This window comes from Pseudodesulfovibrio sp. 7M6 (assembly GCF_050058625.1).
Taxonomy (GTDB): domain Bacteria; phylum Desulfobacterota; class Desulfovibrionia; order Desulfovibrionales; family Desulfovibrionaceae; genus Pseudodesulfovibrio; species Pseudodesulfovibrio salinus.
The window spans coordinates 75,628-90,739 of record NZ_CP188816.1 but is presented as its reverse complement, the minus strand read 5'-3'; the positions used below and the strand labels follow the sequence as shown (position 1 = coordinate 90,739).

The following is a 15,112-nucleotide window of genomic DNA, read 5'->3' as shown; positions in this document are numbered from 1 at the left end:
CTGTATATCCTTTCCACTCCTCCGTAAAGAGGAGCACCTGCCCGCTAGCTGGGGCGAACCGTGAGCACGGGGACCTTGGACGACTTGACCACCTTTTCGGCCACGGAACCGAAGAGGATACGATCAATCCCCTTGCGGCCATGCGTGCCCATGACGATCATGTCGCAGTTTTCACCTTCGGCAATGGCCAGGATTTCCTCGGCCGGATACCCCGCCACGACCTTCCCGGTCACGCTGCCGCCTTCGAAGTTGTCCTTGACGAATTCATTCATGGTGTCTTCCGCACCAGTGACGATCTCGCCGACAAAGCTTTCGATGGAGCTGGGCGGGACGTGGAAGCCCACGTACTGGCTCAGCGAGGGTGCCACGTAAAGCACCACCACCTGGGCGTTGCCGCCCTTGGCCATCAGCTTGGCGTAGTTAGCCACTTCGGTGCTGTAATCCGAGAAATCGACTGCACAAAGAATCTTCTTGATTTCGGCCATGTGATACCTCCTTGGTCTCTGCGACCATATATCGAATGCCGTCCGCTCTTCCCCCGGGACTGATCCTGACTCAGGATCTTCCCCTACTCTTTTTACTGCCAGAGCCGCCTGCCATAGACAACCCTTTTCTTCTCACGTATCCTCGGCGGGACAATGGGGCAACAACCGTCGAGGCGAAACGGCATTTTTTGCCGGGATATTTTGATAAAAAAATAATACTTTTCGGCAAGTTGTCAACACACTATGATTGGCATATCTTCTGCATGTTACAGGCAAAACACAGGATAGGAGTGTGAATCATGAAGATCCGTCCTGACCAGATCGAGGGCCTCTCACAGGATCAAGCGAGAAGGCAGAACAGGGCGCAACAGACGGACCAGAACTTCGGCGACATCCTCAGCCAGGAAGTCTCGAAGACCCAGGTCCAGACGACCAGCCTTGCCGCCCCGCAAGTGGTCAACCCGATGCTGAACATCCAGTCCGTTCAGTCCATAGACGCTATGGGCGACGCTGGGGCAACGGGACAGGTTGAATCCATGCTCGATGAACTGGACAACTATGCAGCGGCCCTGGCCGATCCCCAAGGCGGACTCAAGGAAGCCTATGGATCGCTCGGGCGCATAGCCGAAGGTGTAGCCTCCCTCAAGGAAAGCGGCACACAGCTTGCGCCGGGCCTGCAGTCCATCGTCAACGACCTGGAAACCGTGACCGCCACCGAACAGTTCAAGTTCAACCGGGGCGACTACATCTAGCCGTTATCGATCCCCGCCGGGCCCGGCCATGCCGGACCGGCCCCAACTCTCGATCGCCGAACACGCGAGCGCCCCGTACCGACACTGCGGTACGGGGCGCTCCGTTTTTTCTCTGATATCAAAATGGGCTATTGGCCTTCGAAAGGCATCTGCAACTGCGTCAGCCGTTCGGAGAGATCGGCGGCCTTCTTGGCCTCCACGAACGAGAGAATCTCGCCCGCCTGGCGCCCGCGCATTCCGGACAGGACCTTGACGGCCAGCTCCATGTCCATGGACTGGAGAATTTCCGCCGCCTTCTTGGCCTTGGTGTTGGAAAGCATATCCACCAGCTGCTTGACGCGCTTATCCTTGATCTGCTTGGCCTCGTCCAGCATGGACTTGATCTCGTCGTGCATCTTCTGCACCTTGGCCGCCTCGGCGCGGATGGAAGTCTCCAGCTCCTTCAGGTTGCGCTCCCGAATGGCCAGCTCCTCCTGCTTGCGCTTGAGGGCCTTCCACTCTTCGGGCAGGTCCTGCTCGGTACGGGCGGCATCCGCCGTCTTGTCGGCCTGGGCCTCCCGCTTGGCACTCTGGTTTGCCTGGGAGTTGGCCTTGTCGGCAACCGGCGTATCGGATTTGGCTGCGGCAGGCTGCGCGGCCACGGCCACCGAATCCGGAATCACCGTCTTCAGGATGGTGGGTGTCAGGGAATCGACACTCGCCATTCCCAGCACGGCCAGCTTCATCAGAGCCAGAATAATCAGGCTGATGAAGACTCTAGAAATCTTGAGATTTGTGGCGAAGAGCCGCCATTTCGTCGTTTTCTTTTTCTTCTTTGGCGCTTGCTTCTTCATGGTATTTTCGGGCTTGGGTTTCCTTGAGTTTATCCAGCAGCTTTCGGTCTTTGGACCGCTCCACGGCGTTCAGGCGGGATTGTTGCAATTTAAGTTCCAAGAGTTGCAACGTCCCCTTCTCACGCACAATATCCTGCTGCAAGGCCTCCTTGTACTGCCGCCACAGCCACATATCATTGACGCTTTTACGTGCGTCCACCTCGTTCGCCAGGTGCTCCTGCAGCCTCAGGCCAAGTTCGTCCACGGCCTTGAGTTGCGTATCATGCGCCCGCTGCGCCTTGGCCAACTCGCCCTTGGCCTGCTCCTCCAGCTGGGCGCGGTAGTCGAGCACCTTCTCCAGCTTGAATGAAAAGGGCTTTCCCATTTTCTTTTATCCGCCTCCTAGCGGCTGTGCACCGTTCCCGCCAGACCGCAATATCCGGTTTCCTTCAGGTCATCGACCCACCGCCACATCATGCACATGGATCCCTGACACATCTTCATCTTGTCATCCGCTGTCTTGAGCAAGGGACAGAACTTGAACTTGGCTTCGCTTTCGCTGATCTGCACGGCAGCCTCCTTTTAATAAAAGAAAAACGGCACGCCGTTTATACGACGTGCCGCCAATGTATCCCGCAACGGAGGCTTTGGCTAGCTCTCCGGCTTGGCCTCCGGCTCGGCCGCCTCCGGGGTGGCTACAGGCTGGGGCTCCGCAGGTTGGGCAGCTGGCGCGACGGCCACAGGCGACCCCAAGTCAACCAGGGTTTCCATGCCCACAAGCGCCTTGAGCTTCTGCAAGGCCAGCACGGAACGCCGTTCCTCGTTGTTTAGGACCTTGGCATAGCCGCCGTCGGCAACGATTTTGGCATAAGAACGCTGCTTCAGTTTGGGGCTGTCCTTGAACCGGATCTCGAAATTCCGCGCATATTCCTGAATCCTGGCATCCACTTCGGCGTTGTTCATGTTCAGCACAGGCTTGATCTGTGCCGCCATCTCCTCGGGCGTCAGGCTGGAGGACTCCAACACTTTGCAGAACGACCGGGCGTAACGCATGCTGCCGTCATAGATATGCTTGCGCTTGACCACGTTGGACCCAAGCCAGCCGGCATTGAGCCACTTGAAGAGAAACACCGTGCTCTTTGGCGCGTCCGCGTCCCGCTCCAGGAAGACCTGAACCGAAGCGGACTTGTACATGAAGGTGTCCATCCAGCCGATAAGACCACGGTTCAGCCCTTCGATGCCGGAATAGAAATATTCCCACTGGCTGTCGTCCAGAATGGCACCCTTGCGACCCACGTCCGAGTCATTTTTTTGTTCGGAGATGGAAATAGCCACCTTCTTGCCACGATACTTGAGCAAAATGATGAGCCGATCCAGATCATACTTATAATAGGCCTCGGCAAAGGAGTCGGGCGTGTTGACCTCGAATTCCCTGCCACGCACCAGTACGGGGGTGTCCAGGGTCTTGAGATCATCCCAGAGATGGGTGGGCCGGGTCAGGAACTCGCTGCCCTCTCGCCAGCCGGAAAGCCGGAGCACGGCGGGACAGAGCAGGAAGTTGGGAATATCCGGATTGTAGAAGTAACGCAGGATGGTATCCAAATTGGTGGAAACATCCTGGCGCAGGCAGATGCCCTTGCCACCAAACCTGCGGGCCGGATTGATGTCCTTGGGGTCGGCCGGTCCGTCGATAACGAAGTCGAGCATGGGACCGACGGCGGAAACATCCATGGCCGCGCCCTTGTCGTCCAGCAGCGTGAAAAGATAGTCTATGGATTGCTCCACAGGCTTGGCAAGCGGTTCGGGATTCTTGGAGAGTTTAACCTCCATGATCCCTTCCGGGTCGTCCTCGGCCAGGGCCGGAAACGCGCACAGGAGGGCGGCGAAAAGCAGCACAAAGGCAAGCATCACCGTATTCTTGTGTTTATTCATGATCCCCTTCATCAAACGGATGACGTGTTTCCGCCGGACGGCGGTTGTACTTCCCTCAAAAAGTCTATGTAGTAATGTTCCACCGATTTGGCAAGAAATACCGGTCGGGACCTGTCTGCCGGGAAGAAACGGCTTTTTACTTTCTTTTTTTAAAACCGAGCAGGTCGACCCGCGTCACCGCGCCGGAACCGAACCGCTCGCGCACCCTGTCCACCGCCCGATCCAGTTCGCTGGTCGCTTCCTCCAACCTCGGCGCTTCCTCAAAAAGCGTCACCTGCCGGGCGCGGGCCTCGAAATTCGACACGCCCACGCCAATAAGGCGCACGGCCCGCCGCAGCTCCAGTTCCGCCAGCAGTTCGCGCGCGGTCTCGAAGATGAGCGTCGTGTTGTCCGTGCGGGAATGCAGGCTTCGGCTGCGGGTAATCTGGCTGAAATCCGCATACTTCACCTTGAGCGTCACGGTGCGTCCCTTGTAGCCGTGGGCCCGCAGGTCCGCGCCCACCCTTTCGGACTGGGCCAGCAGCCAGCGGGTCAGCTCCTCCCGGTCCGAGGTATCGGCCTCAAAGGTATTTTCCGCACTGCAACTCTTGGCCGCACCCACCGGCTCCACTTGATTGGGGTCCACGCCCCGCGCCCGGTCGTGCAGCACGCCGCCGTACTTGCCCAGCTTTTCCTCCCAGTAGGCACGGTCACGCTTGAGCAGGTCGCCGCAGGTCCGCACCCGCATCCGCGTCAGGGTTTCCACCAGTTTTTTGCCCACGCCCGGCACCTTGCCCACAGGCAAGGTGCTCAAAAACGGCGCTATTTCCTCCGGGCGAATGATCGAGAGCCCGTCGGGCTTGTCCAGATCCGAGGCGATCTTGGCCAGGAAGCGCACCGGGGCCGCGCCCACCGAGCAGTTCAGTCCGGTTTCCTCGCGCACCCGCTCCTTGATGCGGCGGCCCAATTCCTCCACCGGGCCGAAGAGCCGCTCCAGGCCGGTGCCGTCCAAATAGGCCTCGTCCACGCTGGCCTGTTCCACCAGGGGAGAAAATTCTCCGAGTACGGCCATGACCCGACGCGAAATTTCCTTGTACCGTTTCATACGCCCCGACACGATGACCAGATCAGGACAGAGCTTGCGCGCCTTGACGATGCTCATGGCCGAGCGCACCCCGAACTTGCGCACCTCATAACTGGCGGCCGCCACCACGGAGCGGTCGGACGTGCCGCCCACCACCACGGGTTTGCCGCGCAGTTCCGGCTGGTCCAGCTGCTCCACCGACGCAAAAAAGGCGTCCATGTCTATATGTAAAATCCAAGGCTGCATATCCCATCATACCCGAGGTAGCAGGCGGGTGCCAACCCGTTGCACCGCCTTTCGGCGAACGTAGTCACCCATTCGGGCATTCACCTTTCCGAGCGGTACACGTTTCTCCCCACCAATACGGATGCTGTGTTTGAGACATCGACAAAAAGCGATATATGGATATCCGATGCAATCGGAGATGATTGCCATCACAAAGCCCAGGACAACCCCGTCCGGCTGGACGTCCTGGTCTGGCTCAAGAAGCCGGAAGCCCACTTTCCGCCCATGCGCCATCTCCCCGAAAAGGAGCGCAAGGTAAGGGATATGTGTGTGCCAGCGCCATTCAGGCAAAGGTGGGCATAACCCAGTCCACCATATCCAGCTTCCTCGCCACGATGAAAAAACGTCCCTATCTCAAAAGTACACCCGCCGCCGGGTATTCCCGCAGTCGGGAATAGATCGGCCCGTCCGGGGGCAGCTCGCTTTGCCAAAGCACTAACCGGTCCACGGCAAAAGCGGACGAACGCTTGATGCATCCGGCCACAAGTCCGGCCCAATCCATTTCTCCGGGCTTTTTTATCCGGCCCAAAGTCAAATGCGGCAGGAACCGTCGGCCGCGCTCATAGCCAAAGGCGTCCATAGCGTCCCGAACCTTGTTCGCCAGATCGACACAGGCAGCCTCGCCTTCTTCCGCGCCAACATACAGCACGCGCGGGCAACGGCAGTCCGGCAGGCAGCCGACAGGACCGGGACGCAACCGAAAGGTGTTGAACTCGACCGAAGCCAGAGCCTCGGCCACGGCCTGCACCCGATCGTACGGGGTGTCGCCGAGGGATTGCAGGGTAAGGTGAAAATTCTCGGGCCGCGTCTTCCTGAGCGCCCCGCCCGCGCCCATTGCCAGGGCACGGGCCATTTCGTCCAGCACGTCCCGGCATTCGCCGGGCACCGGGATGCCGACGAAGAGCCGGGGCATATTGCTATCCGTTTACCTTGGCCCAGAAATCGGGCCACTGGGCGAGCAGTCGGCGCATGGCCTTGCCTCGGTGGGACCGGCCGTTCTTGACCTCGGGGTCCAGCTCGGCCACATGGCAGCCGTCTTCGGGATCTATGACGATAACGTCGTAGCCAAAGCCGCCCCTGCCGCGAAAATCGTGGCCCACGCGGATATCATAGGAGCCGTCGGCGTGAATCTCCTCGCCGCCCGGGGCCTGGGCGACCATGACGCAGCGGTAGCGGCCCGTGCGTTTCTCGTCCGGCACGCCCTGCATCTCTGCCAGCATCTTGTCGTTATTTGCCTTGTCGTCGCAAGGTTCGCCCGCATAGCGTGCGGAGTAGACGCCGGGACGGCCGTCCAGGGCGTCGATCTCAATGCCAGAGTCGTCGGCCACGGCAACCAGCCCGGTCAGTTTGGCAACCGTGCTCGCCTTGATGCGCGCGTTGTCCAGAAAGGTCTCCCCGGTCTCGGGAATTTCCCCGATCTCCGGAAATTCGGAAAGCGACCGCACGGTGACACCGAACGGTTCGAGCATGACGGAAAGTTCGCGAATCTTACCCTTGTTGTGGGTAGCTAAAACGATGGCATCCATTGGCGGCATCTCCCTGATAGGTTGTTCAGGGGGTTGTCCTTACCCATCCGCGACGGTTTCCGCAACCTTGAGCAGGGGCGGCAGGAGCAGCGATACCTTGGTGCCGACGCCTTCCCGGCTGGCCATGTCCACCTCGCCGCCGATCTCGTCGATGATCTTGTGCGTCTGCGCCAGCCCCAGCCCCGCGCCCTTGCCCTTGGTGGAAAAGAACGGGCTGAATATCTTGTCGCGAATCTCGGCCGGGATGCCCACGCCGGTATCCTCCACCGAAAGCAGCACGAACCGGCGGTGCATGGTCGTGGTCACATAGAGCTTGCCGCCGTCCGGCATGGCCTCCAGCGCATTCTTGATGAGATTGATCAGGCACTGCTTGATCAGATCGGGATTGGCCCGGACCAGGGCCACGGACTCGTCGAGGGAAACAATCGCCTCCACGCCCTGATTGTCGCAGGGCAGCCGCATGACATCCATGGTCGCTTCCACCATGGCGTTGATGTTCACCTCCGCTTCCTGCGCCTCGGTGGGCCGGGTGAAGTTCATCAGCGCCTTGAGAATCTCGTCCAGCCGCCGGGACTCGCTCAGGATGATGGAAAGCTTGTCCCGCGCACCCTCGTCCAGTCCCTCGGTCCGCATCAGCGAATTGGCAAAGCCGGAGATGGTGAAGAGCGGATTGCGAATCTCATGGGCCATGTACGAGGAAAGCTCGACAATGGACGCCAGCTTTTCCGCCTGCTGCAACCGGTTTTCGGTAAAGGTCCGCTGGGTGATGTCCCGCCGCAGGGCGACCACGTGGTTCACACTCACGCCGTCCTCATCAAAGATGGGGAACATGTAGATGCGAAAATACTGTACCCGGCCGTCCTCGCCAATCTGCCTGGTCACGGTCTCGGCCGGAACAAGCTTTTTCAGGACCGAAGCGAACGGCTCCCGGTCATATCCCGCTTCCGGGCTATCAATGCCCGGAATCACCTCCCGATAGGAGTGGCCCATGATCGAACTCTTGGGCCTGCCCATGCGGTCCGTCAGGGTCTTGTTCATCCCCACGATCACGCCGTCGCGATCCAGAAACAAAATTTCCTGATCCATCTGGTCCACGATGGTTTTGAGCATGTTCTGGGTGTGCAGCAGGTCCGCCTTGCAGGCCACCCATATTCTGTCCGTGGCCAGCAGGTTGATGAAAAATGTGGCCGCGCCGCGCTCCACCAGCGTTACCGATGCAGGCAGCCAGTCGCGCAATTCATGCACCAGCTGCGCCCGCCCGGTGGCCTCGATGACCATGTTGATTTCAGGATGATTCTCCAACATGGCCTTGTATCCCGCATAAGTAGGGATGCGGCGTTCGCCGTCGTGGGTATCCGGCAGCACGCTCTCGCCGGGCAGCGCGGCCGCGACCACGCCGATATCCCGCAGGACCTGATCGTTCGTCTGGTCCTTGAACATCTGCCAAAATGTCAGTAAGGCCGGGATGTCGCCGATGACACCGATGACATACCGTTTGTCGTCGAGGTAGGATACTGACATATAGGACCTCCTTCCCGAGCGTATGTGCCGCCGTGGCGCACCATGGATGGAGAGTCAAGCCTACAGTATTCAGGTCCCCATATCAAAGGATAATGCAATGGCGCCAAAGACAGATTCTCCCATACGCGTACACACCGTCAGCCTGGGCTGCCCCAAAAACCGGGTGGACACCGAACGGCTGCTCGGCACACTGGGCCGCGCCATGGTTCCGGCCGACTCCGCCGCCGAGGCGGATCTCGTGCTCATCAACACCTGCGGCTTCATCCAGCCCGCCATTGAGGAATCGGTCAACACCATCCTCGAAGCGGTCGAGGACGCAAACACATCCGCCGAAGAGTCCGGTAGCAAGCCCCTGCTCGCCGTAGCGGGCTGCCTCGTCAGTCGCTACCGCGACGATCTCAAGTCGGAACTGCCCGAGGTGGACCTCTGGCTCTCCACCGACGAACTCGAAAAATGGCCCGGCATGGTTGCCGAAGCCCTGCCGCTCACCCCGGAGGAAGGACTGCCGCGCCGTGTTTCCACCGCCCCGGCCTACGCCTACCTCAAGGTCAGCGAGGGTTGCTCCCACAACTGCCGGTTCTGCACCATCCCCTCCATCCGGGGACCCCACCGCTCCTGGCCCGTGGACTTCCTTGTCGCCGAAGCCGAACAGCTCGCCGCCGAAGTGCCCGAGATCGTGGTCGTGGGCCAGGACGCCACCGCCTATGGATCGGACCTGACCAACGGCGACAATCTGATGAAGCTGCTCCCCCGCCTCGCCGCCATCCCCTCGCTCCAGTGGTTGCGGCTCATGTATCTCTATCCGGCCGGGCTCACCGAAAACCTGCTGACTTTCATGCGCGACCTGGGCGAGCCTCTGCTCCCCTATTTCGACATCCCGCTCCAGCACGCCCACCCGGACATTCTCTCATCCATGGGCCGCCCCTTTGCCCACAATCCGCGCCGCGTCATCGACCGCGTCCGCAGCTTCTTCCCGGACGCCGCCCTGCGCACCACCTTCATCGTGGGCTATCCCGGCGAGACCGACGCCCACTTCGAAGAACTGTTGCGTCTCGTCGAGGAGACCCGCTTCCACAACCTCGGCGTCTTCCCCTACTGGGCCGAAGAAGGGACCCCGGCCGCCGAGTTGGACAACCAAGTACCCGACGAGATCAAACTCGCGCGCCGCGACGCGGTCATGGAACTCCAGGCCTCCATCAGCGCCGACATCCTGTCCCAGTATCAGGGCGAGACCCTGCCCGTGCTCATCGAAGCCCCGTCCGAGGAGTGGCCCGGCCTCTACACTGGCCGCACATGGTTCCAGGCCCCGGAAGTGGACGGCATCACCTACGTCTCCGCACCGCCCGAGCAGGAACTCACCCCCGGCACCATCGTGAACGTGGAAATCGACCGGACCGAAACCTACGACCTGTCGGGTCTGGTATAATACTATAGTAATGGGGATGCCTCCGGCGGCCCTTCCGGGGGACCACTTCGTGGAGACCAGGGCGCTGCCCTGGACCTGCTCAAGGCTATGGCCTTGAGAATCCTTTGGCCGCTGCGCGGGGGAGTAGCTTGTGAGTTGTGGGAGCTGAGTGGGAGGCTTGGCTGGCCCAGGCTATGCGGCCCGCACATCTTGGAAGGGTCCGCTTTCCGCCCTTTCGGGACGGAAAGCGGACCCTTCAAATCTTTACGGACGGTAACCCCCACCGTGGGGCCGAGGGGAAGTGAATTGAACCGCTTGTCGTAACGGCGGTTCAACCATGGGCAGAGGCGGGGTGGTAAGCGGGAATCAGCCTTGCCTTTTCTCCTCCCCCCTACCAACCACGATGGCGAAGCCGTCCGTCCCGACAGGCATGGATAGACTGTCGGGATACGCGCAAGCGGCGAATGGATTTCAAAGACTATGGCCTTTGGCGGGTCCAGGGAGCACCCTGGCCGTCGGAGACGCCCCACCGGCGACGCGGCACCACTGACAAGCATTGCCGGAGGCTACCCGTCAAACCACCCACGAAAGCCCGGAGCATCTTTCGACGCTCCGGGCTGGATATTCGTGCTATCGCATCAATAATTTTTGGAGAAGTGGGGTAGCTGTGCCGACGCGACCGGAATCAGGGACCGAAGCGTATCTTAATACGCGAGGTGTCTGATTTCGGGAGCGGCGGTGCAGATGCCCGCTTATCCGAAAATTATTCCCAGATCTGCTTGGATTTGATGCGGGCGGCCTTACCGCGCAGGCCACGCAGGTAGTAGATGCGGCTGCGACGGACCTTACCTTCGCTGACCACTTCCACGCGGTCGATGAAGGGGGAGTTGGTCGGGAAGACACGCTCCACTCCCACACCGTCGGAAATCTTGCGGACGGTAAAGGTGGCGTTGGTGGTACCGCGGTGCAGACGCAGGACTGCACCCTGGAAAACCTGAATACGCTCTTTTTCGCCCTCGATGATACGGTAGTGAACCTTGACGGTGTCACCGGCCCTCATGGTGGGGATGTCGAGACGCTGATGCTCGGCTTCGATCTGTTTGATGATGCTCATGGTAATTCTCCTTAGCTCCTCGAAATAACACTAATATTCATCCGCCACCAACCGATCCACGATAATCGCCATCGCGCTCCGTACGGACAGATGATTGTATGTATCCAAATATCTGACCGGCCGTAAAATCCCTTCCGCTTTGGAGAGGACCTCTTCGGCCAGCCCATGGCCGGTTCCGAAGACAAGCAAAACCGGTGAAATTTCAAGCCATTTCCTCACTTCCCCAAAGGTGAGCGAGGGTTCGGCGCGCAAGCGGCGGTCCAGCCTTGCTGACGTGGCCGCGAGGCGGGGACATTGCCCTGTTTGCGCCTCGATGTCAAGGACCGCAGCCTCAATGTCGTCAAAAATCTTGACCTTGGAAAAAGCCTCGGCCCGATCCGGGTTAGCCTCGGCCCCCGCGCCCCCGGTCCAGTGGGCGAGCAGGTCCCGCGCCAGGGCCTGCTGATCCTGGATGGGCGTGGTGGCATAGAACCCGCCCAGGCCATAGCTGCGAGTGACGCGCGCCATGTCGTGCAGGTCCAGGTTGGTCACGGATACAGCGACTTTTTCGCCGAACCGATTGACCACCGGATAGTGGCACAGGGCGAGAAAGAGATTGCGGCCCGGCCGGTCGTGGGTGAGGGAGCGGAGATAGTCCACGTCCTCCACCGTGAGCGACGCCGTGGGCAGCAGGTCGGGCCGTGCGGCCAGCGTGAGCTTCAGGGACTCCTCCCGTCGCCACTGCTCGATCTTGCCATGGTCGCCGGAGCGAAGCACGTCGGGCACGTCCAGCCCTTCAAAGGTCTCGGGCCGGGTGAAATGCGGGTATTCCAGCAACCCGGCGGAAAATGACTCCTCGGTGCCGGATTCGTCATGGCCCATGAAGCCCGGCAGCAACCGGGCCACCGCTTCCATGAGGCACACCGCGCCCGCCTCGCCGCCGTTGAGCACAAAGTCGCCCACCGAGACCATCTCTATGGGAAAGAGGTCCAGCACGCGCTCGTCGATGCCCTCGTAGCGGCCACAGATGAGGGTGATGTCCGACTCGGCGGAGAGCGCCCGCGCCCGCGCCTGGGTCAGCGGCTTGCCGCGCGGCGAGAGCATGAGCATCCGGCCCGGCGTCTTGATGGAGCGCAGGGCCTTGACCATGGGATCGAGCTTGAGCAGCATTCCCGGTCCGCCGCCAAAGGGACGGTCGTCCACGGACTTGTGCACGCCCCCGGCAAAATGGCGGACGTCCACATGGTCAAGATTGACCAGTCCGTTTCCCACGGCCTTGCCCATCAGCCCGGAAGAGAGCGGAGATTCGAAGTAGTGCGGAAAGATGGAGACGATGTGGAAATTCATGACCGCTTCTTGGCAGGTTTGCGGCGGCGCTTTTTGTCGCCGTCGGCAGTGGGCTCGGGCGCATCCTGGCTCTTGGCGTGCGCTTCGGGGTTCAGGTAGAGGTCGAGCAATCCTTCGGGCGGGGCGATGACAATGGTCCCGCTGTCCAGATCCACGTCGAGCACGAACTCCGGCACGGCGGGCAACAGGATTTCCCGCTCCTTGCCATCCACGATGACCCAGGTGTCCTGCGCCGCGTTCTCGTAGAAATGCTCCAGCGTGCCGATTTCGGTCCCGTCTTCGAGCACGACGCGAGAGCCCATCATCTGGTAGAGGTAGTGTTCTCCCTCTTCCAGTTGGGGCAGGTCATCCTCACGCACAAGAACAGTCCGGCCGCGCAGGGCTTCCGCCTGGTCACGGTCGGTCACTCCGTCCAGCGTAAGCAGGACGAATTCCTTGTGCTCCCTTGCGGAGCGGACGGTAAAGGCCTTGGGCGGACGGCCACCCTCCTGTAGATACAGGGCGGGAACGTCAAGGAAAATCGACGGGGAGTCCGCATAACTACGTATGCAAAACTCCCCGCGAATTCCGTGCGGCTTGGCCACTCCGCCCAGGGATACGAATCCCTTGGGGCGGCGCTCAGGCATGGCTGACTACTCGAGTATCTCGAGAACGGAGCGTTTACGAGCCTTGGTGGAGGCAGCGCCGAGCAAAGTACGCATGGCACGGGCGGTACGCCCCTGCTTGCCGATGACCTTGCCCAGGTCCTCTTTGGCCACCTTCAGTTCAATAACTGAAGTCTGCTCGCCTTCGACTTCCGAAACGGATACTTCGTCCGGGTTGTCCACCAAGGACTTGGCAATGTACTCGATCATCTCTTTCAGCATGACGTCTACCTCCGTGTGGCGCGGCGGTCGCGCCTTGAACATGAGCTGCCAAATGGAAGAATCCGGACGCAGGAGCTTTGCCTAAGCTACTTGCCGGCCTTCTTCAGCAGGGAACGAACCGTGTTGCTGGGCTCGGCACCGTTGGCCAGCCACTTCTCGATCTTTTCCATGTCGAGCTGGATTTCGTTGGGCTCAACCATCGGGTTGTAGTGACCGAGGTATTCGGCCGGACGACCATCGCGGCGGATGGCGCTGTCCAGGGCAACCACGCGGTAGAAGGGACGCTTCTTGGAACCCATGCGAGTCAATCTGATTTTCATAGCCATGATACTGTTCTCCCAATATTCTATTAATACGTTTTTGCCGAGATTATGGCAATAATATATTTGAAAGACGCCGTCGCCTTTTCAGCCTACTTCTTTTTCTTTTTCTTTTTCTGTTTCTTGTTCAGCTTTTTCCGATTGCGCTCTTTGAGCGTTTTCTTGGAAATAGTCCGCTTGCCGCCGTCATCCTCGGGCCCTCCCATACCGGGCATTCCCGGCATACCAGGCATTCCGCCGGGCATTCCGTCCATGCCGCCCAGCGCGCCCAGGTCGGGCATACCGCCACCCATACCGGGCAGCTTGGGCAACTTGCCGAACAAGCCCTTCTTCTTTTTCGCGTCGCCGCCGCCCATCATGGCCTGCATGACCTTGCTCATCTGCTTGAAGTTCTTGATGAGCCCGTCCACGTCCTTGACCTTCACACCGGAGCCCTTGGCAATACGTTCCTTGCGGCTCTGGTTGATGAGCTTGGGCTGATGCCGCTCCTGCATGGTCATGGAGGAAATGATCGCCTCGGTGCGCTTCATTTCATCCTCAGGCAGGGCGTCCTTGCCGAGCTGTTTCATGATGTTGCCCATCCCGGGAATCATCTTGAGCAGCCCTTCCATGCTCCCCAGCTTCTTGATCTTGCGCATGTGGGAGCGGAAATCTTCAAAATCGAACTCGGCCTTGGCCATCTTTTCGGCCATGGCCTGGGCCTCTTCCTCATCGATCTCGCCCTGCGCCTTCTCGATGAGGGTGAGCATATCGCCCATGCCCAGAATGCGGGAGGCGATGCGATCCGGGTGGAAGAGTTCCAGCTCGGAGAGCTTTTCGCCCACACCGACGAACTTGACCGACTTGCCGGTCACGCTCTTGATGGACAGGGCCGCGCCCCCTCGGGCGTCACCGTCCATCTTGGTCAGCACCACGCCGGTGATGTCCAGCTTCTCGTCAAACGCCGCGGCCACGGTCACGGCGTCCTGGCCGGTCATGGCATCGGCGACAAACAAAATTTCCTGCGGCTCGCACGCTGCCTTGATGTTGGCCAGCTCGCCCATCAGTCCCTCGTCGATATGCAGGCGGCCCGCAGTATCGAAGAGGATCAGGTCGCAGCCCAGTTCTTCCGCCTTGGCCATGGCGTCCCGGCAGATGTCCACCGGGTCCATGTCCGTGGTGGACGGGTACACCGGCACATCCAGCTGCCGCGCCAGGGTGTTCAACTGGTCGATAGCGGCCGGGCGGTAGACGTCGGCAGGCACAAGGTACGGCTTCTTGCCGTGCTGCTTGCGCAGGAACAGCGCGAGCTTGCCGGAACTTGTGGTCTTACCGGAACCCTGAAGGCCGACCATCATCATCTTGAGGGGCTTGGCCTTGACGTCCACGCCCTTCTGTTCGCCGCCCAGCAGTTCGATCAATTCGTCATTGACGATCTTGACCACCTGTTGGCCGGGTTCCAGGCCTTTCAGAACGTCTTCACCCAGGGCACGGTCCTTCACCTGGTCGACGAACTGTTTGACCACCTTGAAGTTGACGTCGGCTTCCAGCAGCGCCAGGCGAACCTCACGCAATCCTTCCTTGACGTTTTCTTCGGTGAGCTGCTTTTGTCCCTTGAATTTTTGGAACGCAGCGCCCAGTCTATCTTGCAGGCTTTCGAACAAAAGTTCCATCTCCCTGATTTTATTCTTTGTACACGCGCAGACTAGCCATCCAACGCGGGCAA

Annotated in this window: 17 protein-coding genes; 2 read left to right on the top strand and 15 right to left on the bottom strand. The window is 60.2% G+C overall.

Annotated features, from left to right (window positions below; translation table 11 throughout):
- Positions 1–44 precede the first annotated feature (44 nt).
- On the bottom strand, positions 45–485 hold the full coding sequence (locus tag ACI0FG_RS00380) for a universal stress protein (RefSeq protein ID WP_419786583.1): 441 nt from the start codon (positions 483–485) through the stop codon (positions 45–47).
- A 299-nt stretch (positions 486–784) separates the two neighbouring features.
- Between ACI0FG_RS00380 and ACI0FG_RS00375 the strand changes: the two genes are divergently transcribed.
- The gene (locus ACI0FG_RS00375; protein ID WP_419786582.1) at positions 785–1,237 is read left to right on the top strand and encodes a flagellar assembly protein FliX; all 453 of its coding nucleotides are present in this window, start codon (positions 785–787) and stop codon (positions 1,235–1,237) included.
- 128 nt (positions 1,238–1,365) lie between these two features.
- Here the strand turns inward: ACI0FG_RS00375 and ACI0FG_RS00370 are convergent, their stop codons facing one another.
- From ACI0FG_RS00370 to ACI0FG_RS00335, 8 genes are all read right to left on the bottom strand, one after another.
- Positions 1,366–2,070, bottom strand: coding sequence for a MotE family protein (locus ACI0FG_RS00370; RefSeq protein ID WP_419786581.1), 705 nt, complete (start codon positions 2,068–2,070; stop codon positions 1,366–1,368).
- Positions 1,994–2,434, bottom strand: coding sequence for a flagellar export protein FliJ (gene fliJ, locus ACI0FG_RS00365; protein WP_419786580.1), 441 nt, complete (start codon positions 2,432–2,434; stop codon positions 1,994–1,996). The genes ACI0FG_RS00370 and fliJ overlap by 77 nt, the downstream gene beginning before the upstream one ends.
- Before the next feature lie 17 nt (positions 2,435–2,451).
- Positions 2,452–2,619 carry a hypothetical protein gene (locus ACI0FG_RS00360; RefSeq protein WP_419786579.1) on the bottom strand — a complete coding sequence of 56 codons (168 nt, stop codon included), beginning with the start codon at positions 2,617–2,619 and terminating at the stop codon, positions 2,452–2,454.
- An 81-nt stretch (positions 2,620–2,700) separates the two neighbouring features.
- Positions 2,701–3,981 (bottom strand): hypothetical protein, encoded by a 1,281-nt coding sequence (locus ACI0FG_RS00355; RefSeq protein WP_419786578.1) that lies wholly within the window; start codon positions 3,979–3,981, stop codon positions 2,701–2,703.
- A 136-nt stretch (positions 3,982–4,117) separates the two neighbouring features.
- Entirely contained in the window at positions 4,118–5,290 is a 1,173-nt protein-coding gene (locus tag ACI0FG_RS00350) for a DNA polymerase IV (protein ID WP_419786577.1), read from the bottom strand.
- Between the two features lie 388 nt (positions 5,291–5,678).
- On the bottom strand, positions 5,679–6,242 hold the full coding sequence (thpR, locus tag ACI0FG_RS00345; RefSeq protein ID WP_419786576.1) for an RNA 2',3'-cyclic phosphodiesterase: 564 nt from the start codon (positions 6,240–6,242) through the stop codon (positions 5,679–5,681).
- Positions 6,243–6,246: 4 nt separating this feature from the next.
- Entirely contained in the window at positions 6,247–6,855 is a 609-nt protein-coding gene (gene rdgB, locus ACI0FG_RS00340) for an RdgB/HAM1 family non-canonical purine NTP pyrophosphatase (protein ID WP_419786575.1), read from the bottom strand.
- A gap of 39 nt (positions 6,856–6,894) precedes the next feature.
- Positions 6,895–8,376 carry a two-component system sensor histidine kinase NtrB gene (locus tag ACI0FG_RS00335; RefSeq protein ID WP_419786574.1) on the bottom strand — a complete coding sequence of 494 codons (1,482 nt, stop codon included), beginning with the start codon at positions 8,374–8,376 and terminating at the stop codon, positions 6,895–6,897.
- A 97-nt stretch (positions 8,377–8,473) separates the two neighbouring features.
- On the opposite strand from ACI0FG_RS00335, the gene rimO reads away from it, so the two are divergent.
- Positions 8,474–9,802 (top strand): 30S ribosomal protein S12 methylthiotransferase RimO, encoded by a 1,329-nt coding sequence (gene rimO / locus ACI0FG_RS00330; protein WP_419786573.1) that lies wholly within the window; start codon positions 8,474–8,476, stop codon positions 9,800–9,802.
- A gap of 742 nt (positions 9,803–10,544) precedes the next feature.
- Here the strand turns inward: rimO and rplS are convergent.
- The 6 genes from rplS to ffh all read right to left on the bottom strand — a co-directional run bounded on the left by rplS (position 10,545) and on the right by ffh (position 15,050).
- Positions 10,545–10,895 (bottom strand): 50S ribosomal protein L19, encoded by a 351-nt coding sequence (gene rplS, locus ACI0FG_RS00325; protein ID WP_419786572.1) that lies wholly within the window; start codon positions 10,893–10,895, stop codon positions 10,545–10,547.
- Between the two features lie 30 nt (positions 10,896–10,925).
- Complete coding sequence (gene trmD / locus ACI0FG_RS00320; RefSeq protein ID WP_419786571.1) at positions 10,926–12,221, bottom strand: tRNA (guanosine(37)-N1)-methyltransferase TrmD; 1,296 nt, start codon at positions 12,219–12,221, stop codon at positions 10,926–10,928.
- Complete coding sequence (gene rimM, locus ACI0FG_RS00315) at positions 12,218–12,847, bottom strand: ribosome maturation factor RimM (RefSeq protein WP_419786570.1); 630 nt, start codon at positions 12,845–12,847, stop codon at positions 12,218–12,220. The genes trmD and rimM overlap by 4 nt, the downstream gene beginning before the upstream one ends.
- A 6-nt stretch (positions 12,848–12,853) precedes the next feature.
- A complete protein-coding gene (locus tag ACI0FG_RS00310) occupies positions 12,854–13,087 on the bottom strand; it encodes a KH domain-containing protein (protein WP_419786569.1) in 234 nt (77 codons plus the stop codon).
- An 86-nt stretch (positions 13,088–13,173) separates the two neighbouring features.
- On the bottom strand, positions 13,174–13,413 hold the full coding sequence (gene rpsP / locus ACI0FG_RS00305) for a 30S ribosomal protein S16 (protein ID WP_419786568.1): 240 nt from the start codon (positions 13,411–13,413) through the stop codon (positions 13,174–13,176).
- A gap of 86 nt (positions 13,414–13,499) precedes the next feature.
- Complete coding sequence (ffh, locus tag ACI0FG_RS00300) at positions 13,500–15,050, bottom strand: signal recognition particle protein (protein WP_419786567.1); 1,551 nt, start codon at positions 15,048–15,050, stop codon at positions 13,500–13,502.
- Positions 15,051–15,112: the final 62 nt, after the last annotated feature.

Bases quoted from the DNA above. Each gene is read 5' to 3' on its own strand.
- ACI0FG_RS00380 (WP_419786583.1), bottom strand. From the start codon at position 485: ATGGCCGAAATCAAGAAGATTCTTTGTGCAGTCGATTTCTCGGATTAC.
- ACI0FG_RS00375 (WP_419786582.1), top strand. From the start codon at position 785: ATGAAGATCCGTCCTGACCAGATCGAGGGCCTCTCACAGGATCAAGCG.
- ACI0FG_RS00370 (WP_419786581.1), bottom strand. From the start codon at position 2,070: ATGAAGAAGCAAGCGCCAAAGAAGAAAAAGAAAACGACGAAATGGCGG.
- fliJ (WP_419786580.1), bottom strand. From the start codon at position 2,434: ATGGGAAAGCCCTTTTCATTCAAGCTGGAGAAGGTGCTCGACTACCGC.
- ACI0FG_RS00355 (WP_419786578.1), bottom strand. From the start codon at position 3,981: ATGAATAAACACAAGAATACGGTGATGCTTGCCTTTGTGCTGCTTTTC.
- ACI0FG_RS00350 (WP_419786577.1), bottom strand. From the start codon at position 5,290: ATGCAGCCTTGGATTTTACATATAGACATGGACGCCTTTTTTGCGTCG.
- thpR (WP_419786576.1), bottom strand. From the start codon at position 6,242: ATGCCCCGGCTCTTCGTCGGCATCCCGGTGCCCGGCGAATGCCGGGAC.
- rdgB (WP_419786575.1), bottom strand. From the start codon at position 6,855: ATGGATGCCATCGTTTTAGCTACCCACAACAAGGGTAAGATTCGCGAA.
- ACI0FG_RS00335 (WP_419786574.1), bottom strand. From the start codon at position 8,376: ATGTCAGTATCCTACCTCGACGACAAACGGTATGTCATCGGTGTCATC.
- rimO (WP_419786573.1), top strand. From the start codon at position 8,474: ATGGCGCCAAAGACAGATTCTCCCATACGCGTACACACCGTCAGCCTG.
- rplS (WP_419786572.1), bottom strand. From the start codon at position 10,895: ATGAGCATCATCAAACAGATCGAAGCCGAGCATCAGCGTCTCGACATC.
- trmD (WP_419786571.1), bottom strand. From the start codon at position 12,221: ATGAATTTCCACATCGTCTCCATCTTTCCGCACTACTTCGAATCTCCG.
- rimM (WP_419786570.1), bottom strand. From the start codon at position 12,847: ATGCCTGAGCGCCGCCCCAAGGGATTCGTATCCCTGGGCGGAGTGGCC.
- ACI0FG_RS00310 (WP_419786569.1), bottom strand. From the start codon at position 13,087: ATGCTGAAAGAGATGATCGAGTACATTGCCAAGTCCTTGGTGGACAAC.
- rpsP (WP_419786568.1), bottom strand. From the start codon at position 13,413: ATGGCTATGAAAATCAGATTGACTCGCATGGGTTCCAAGAAGCGTCCC.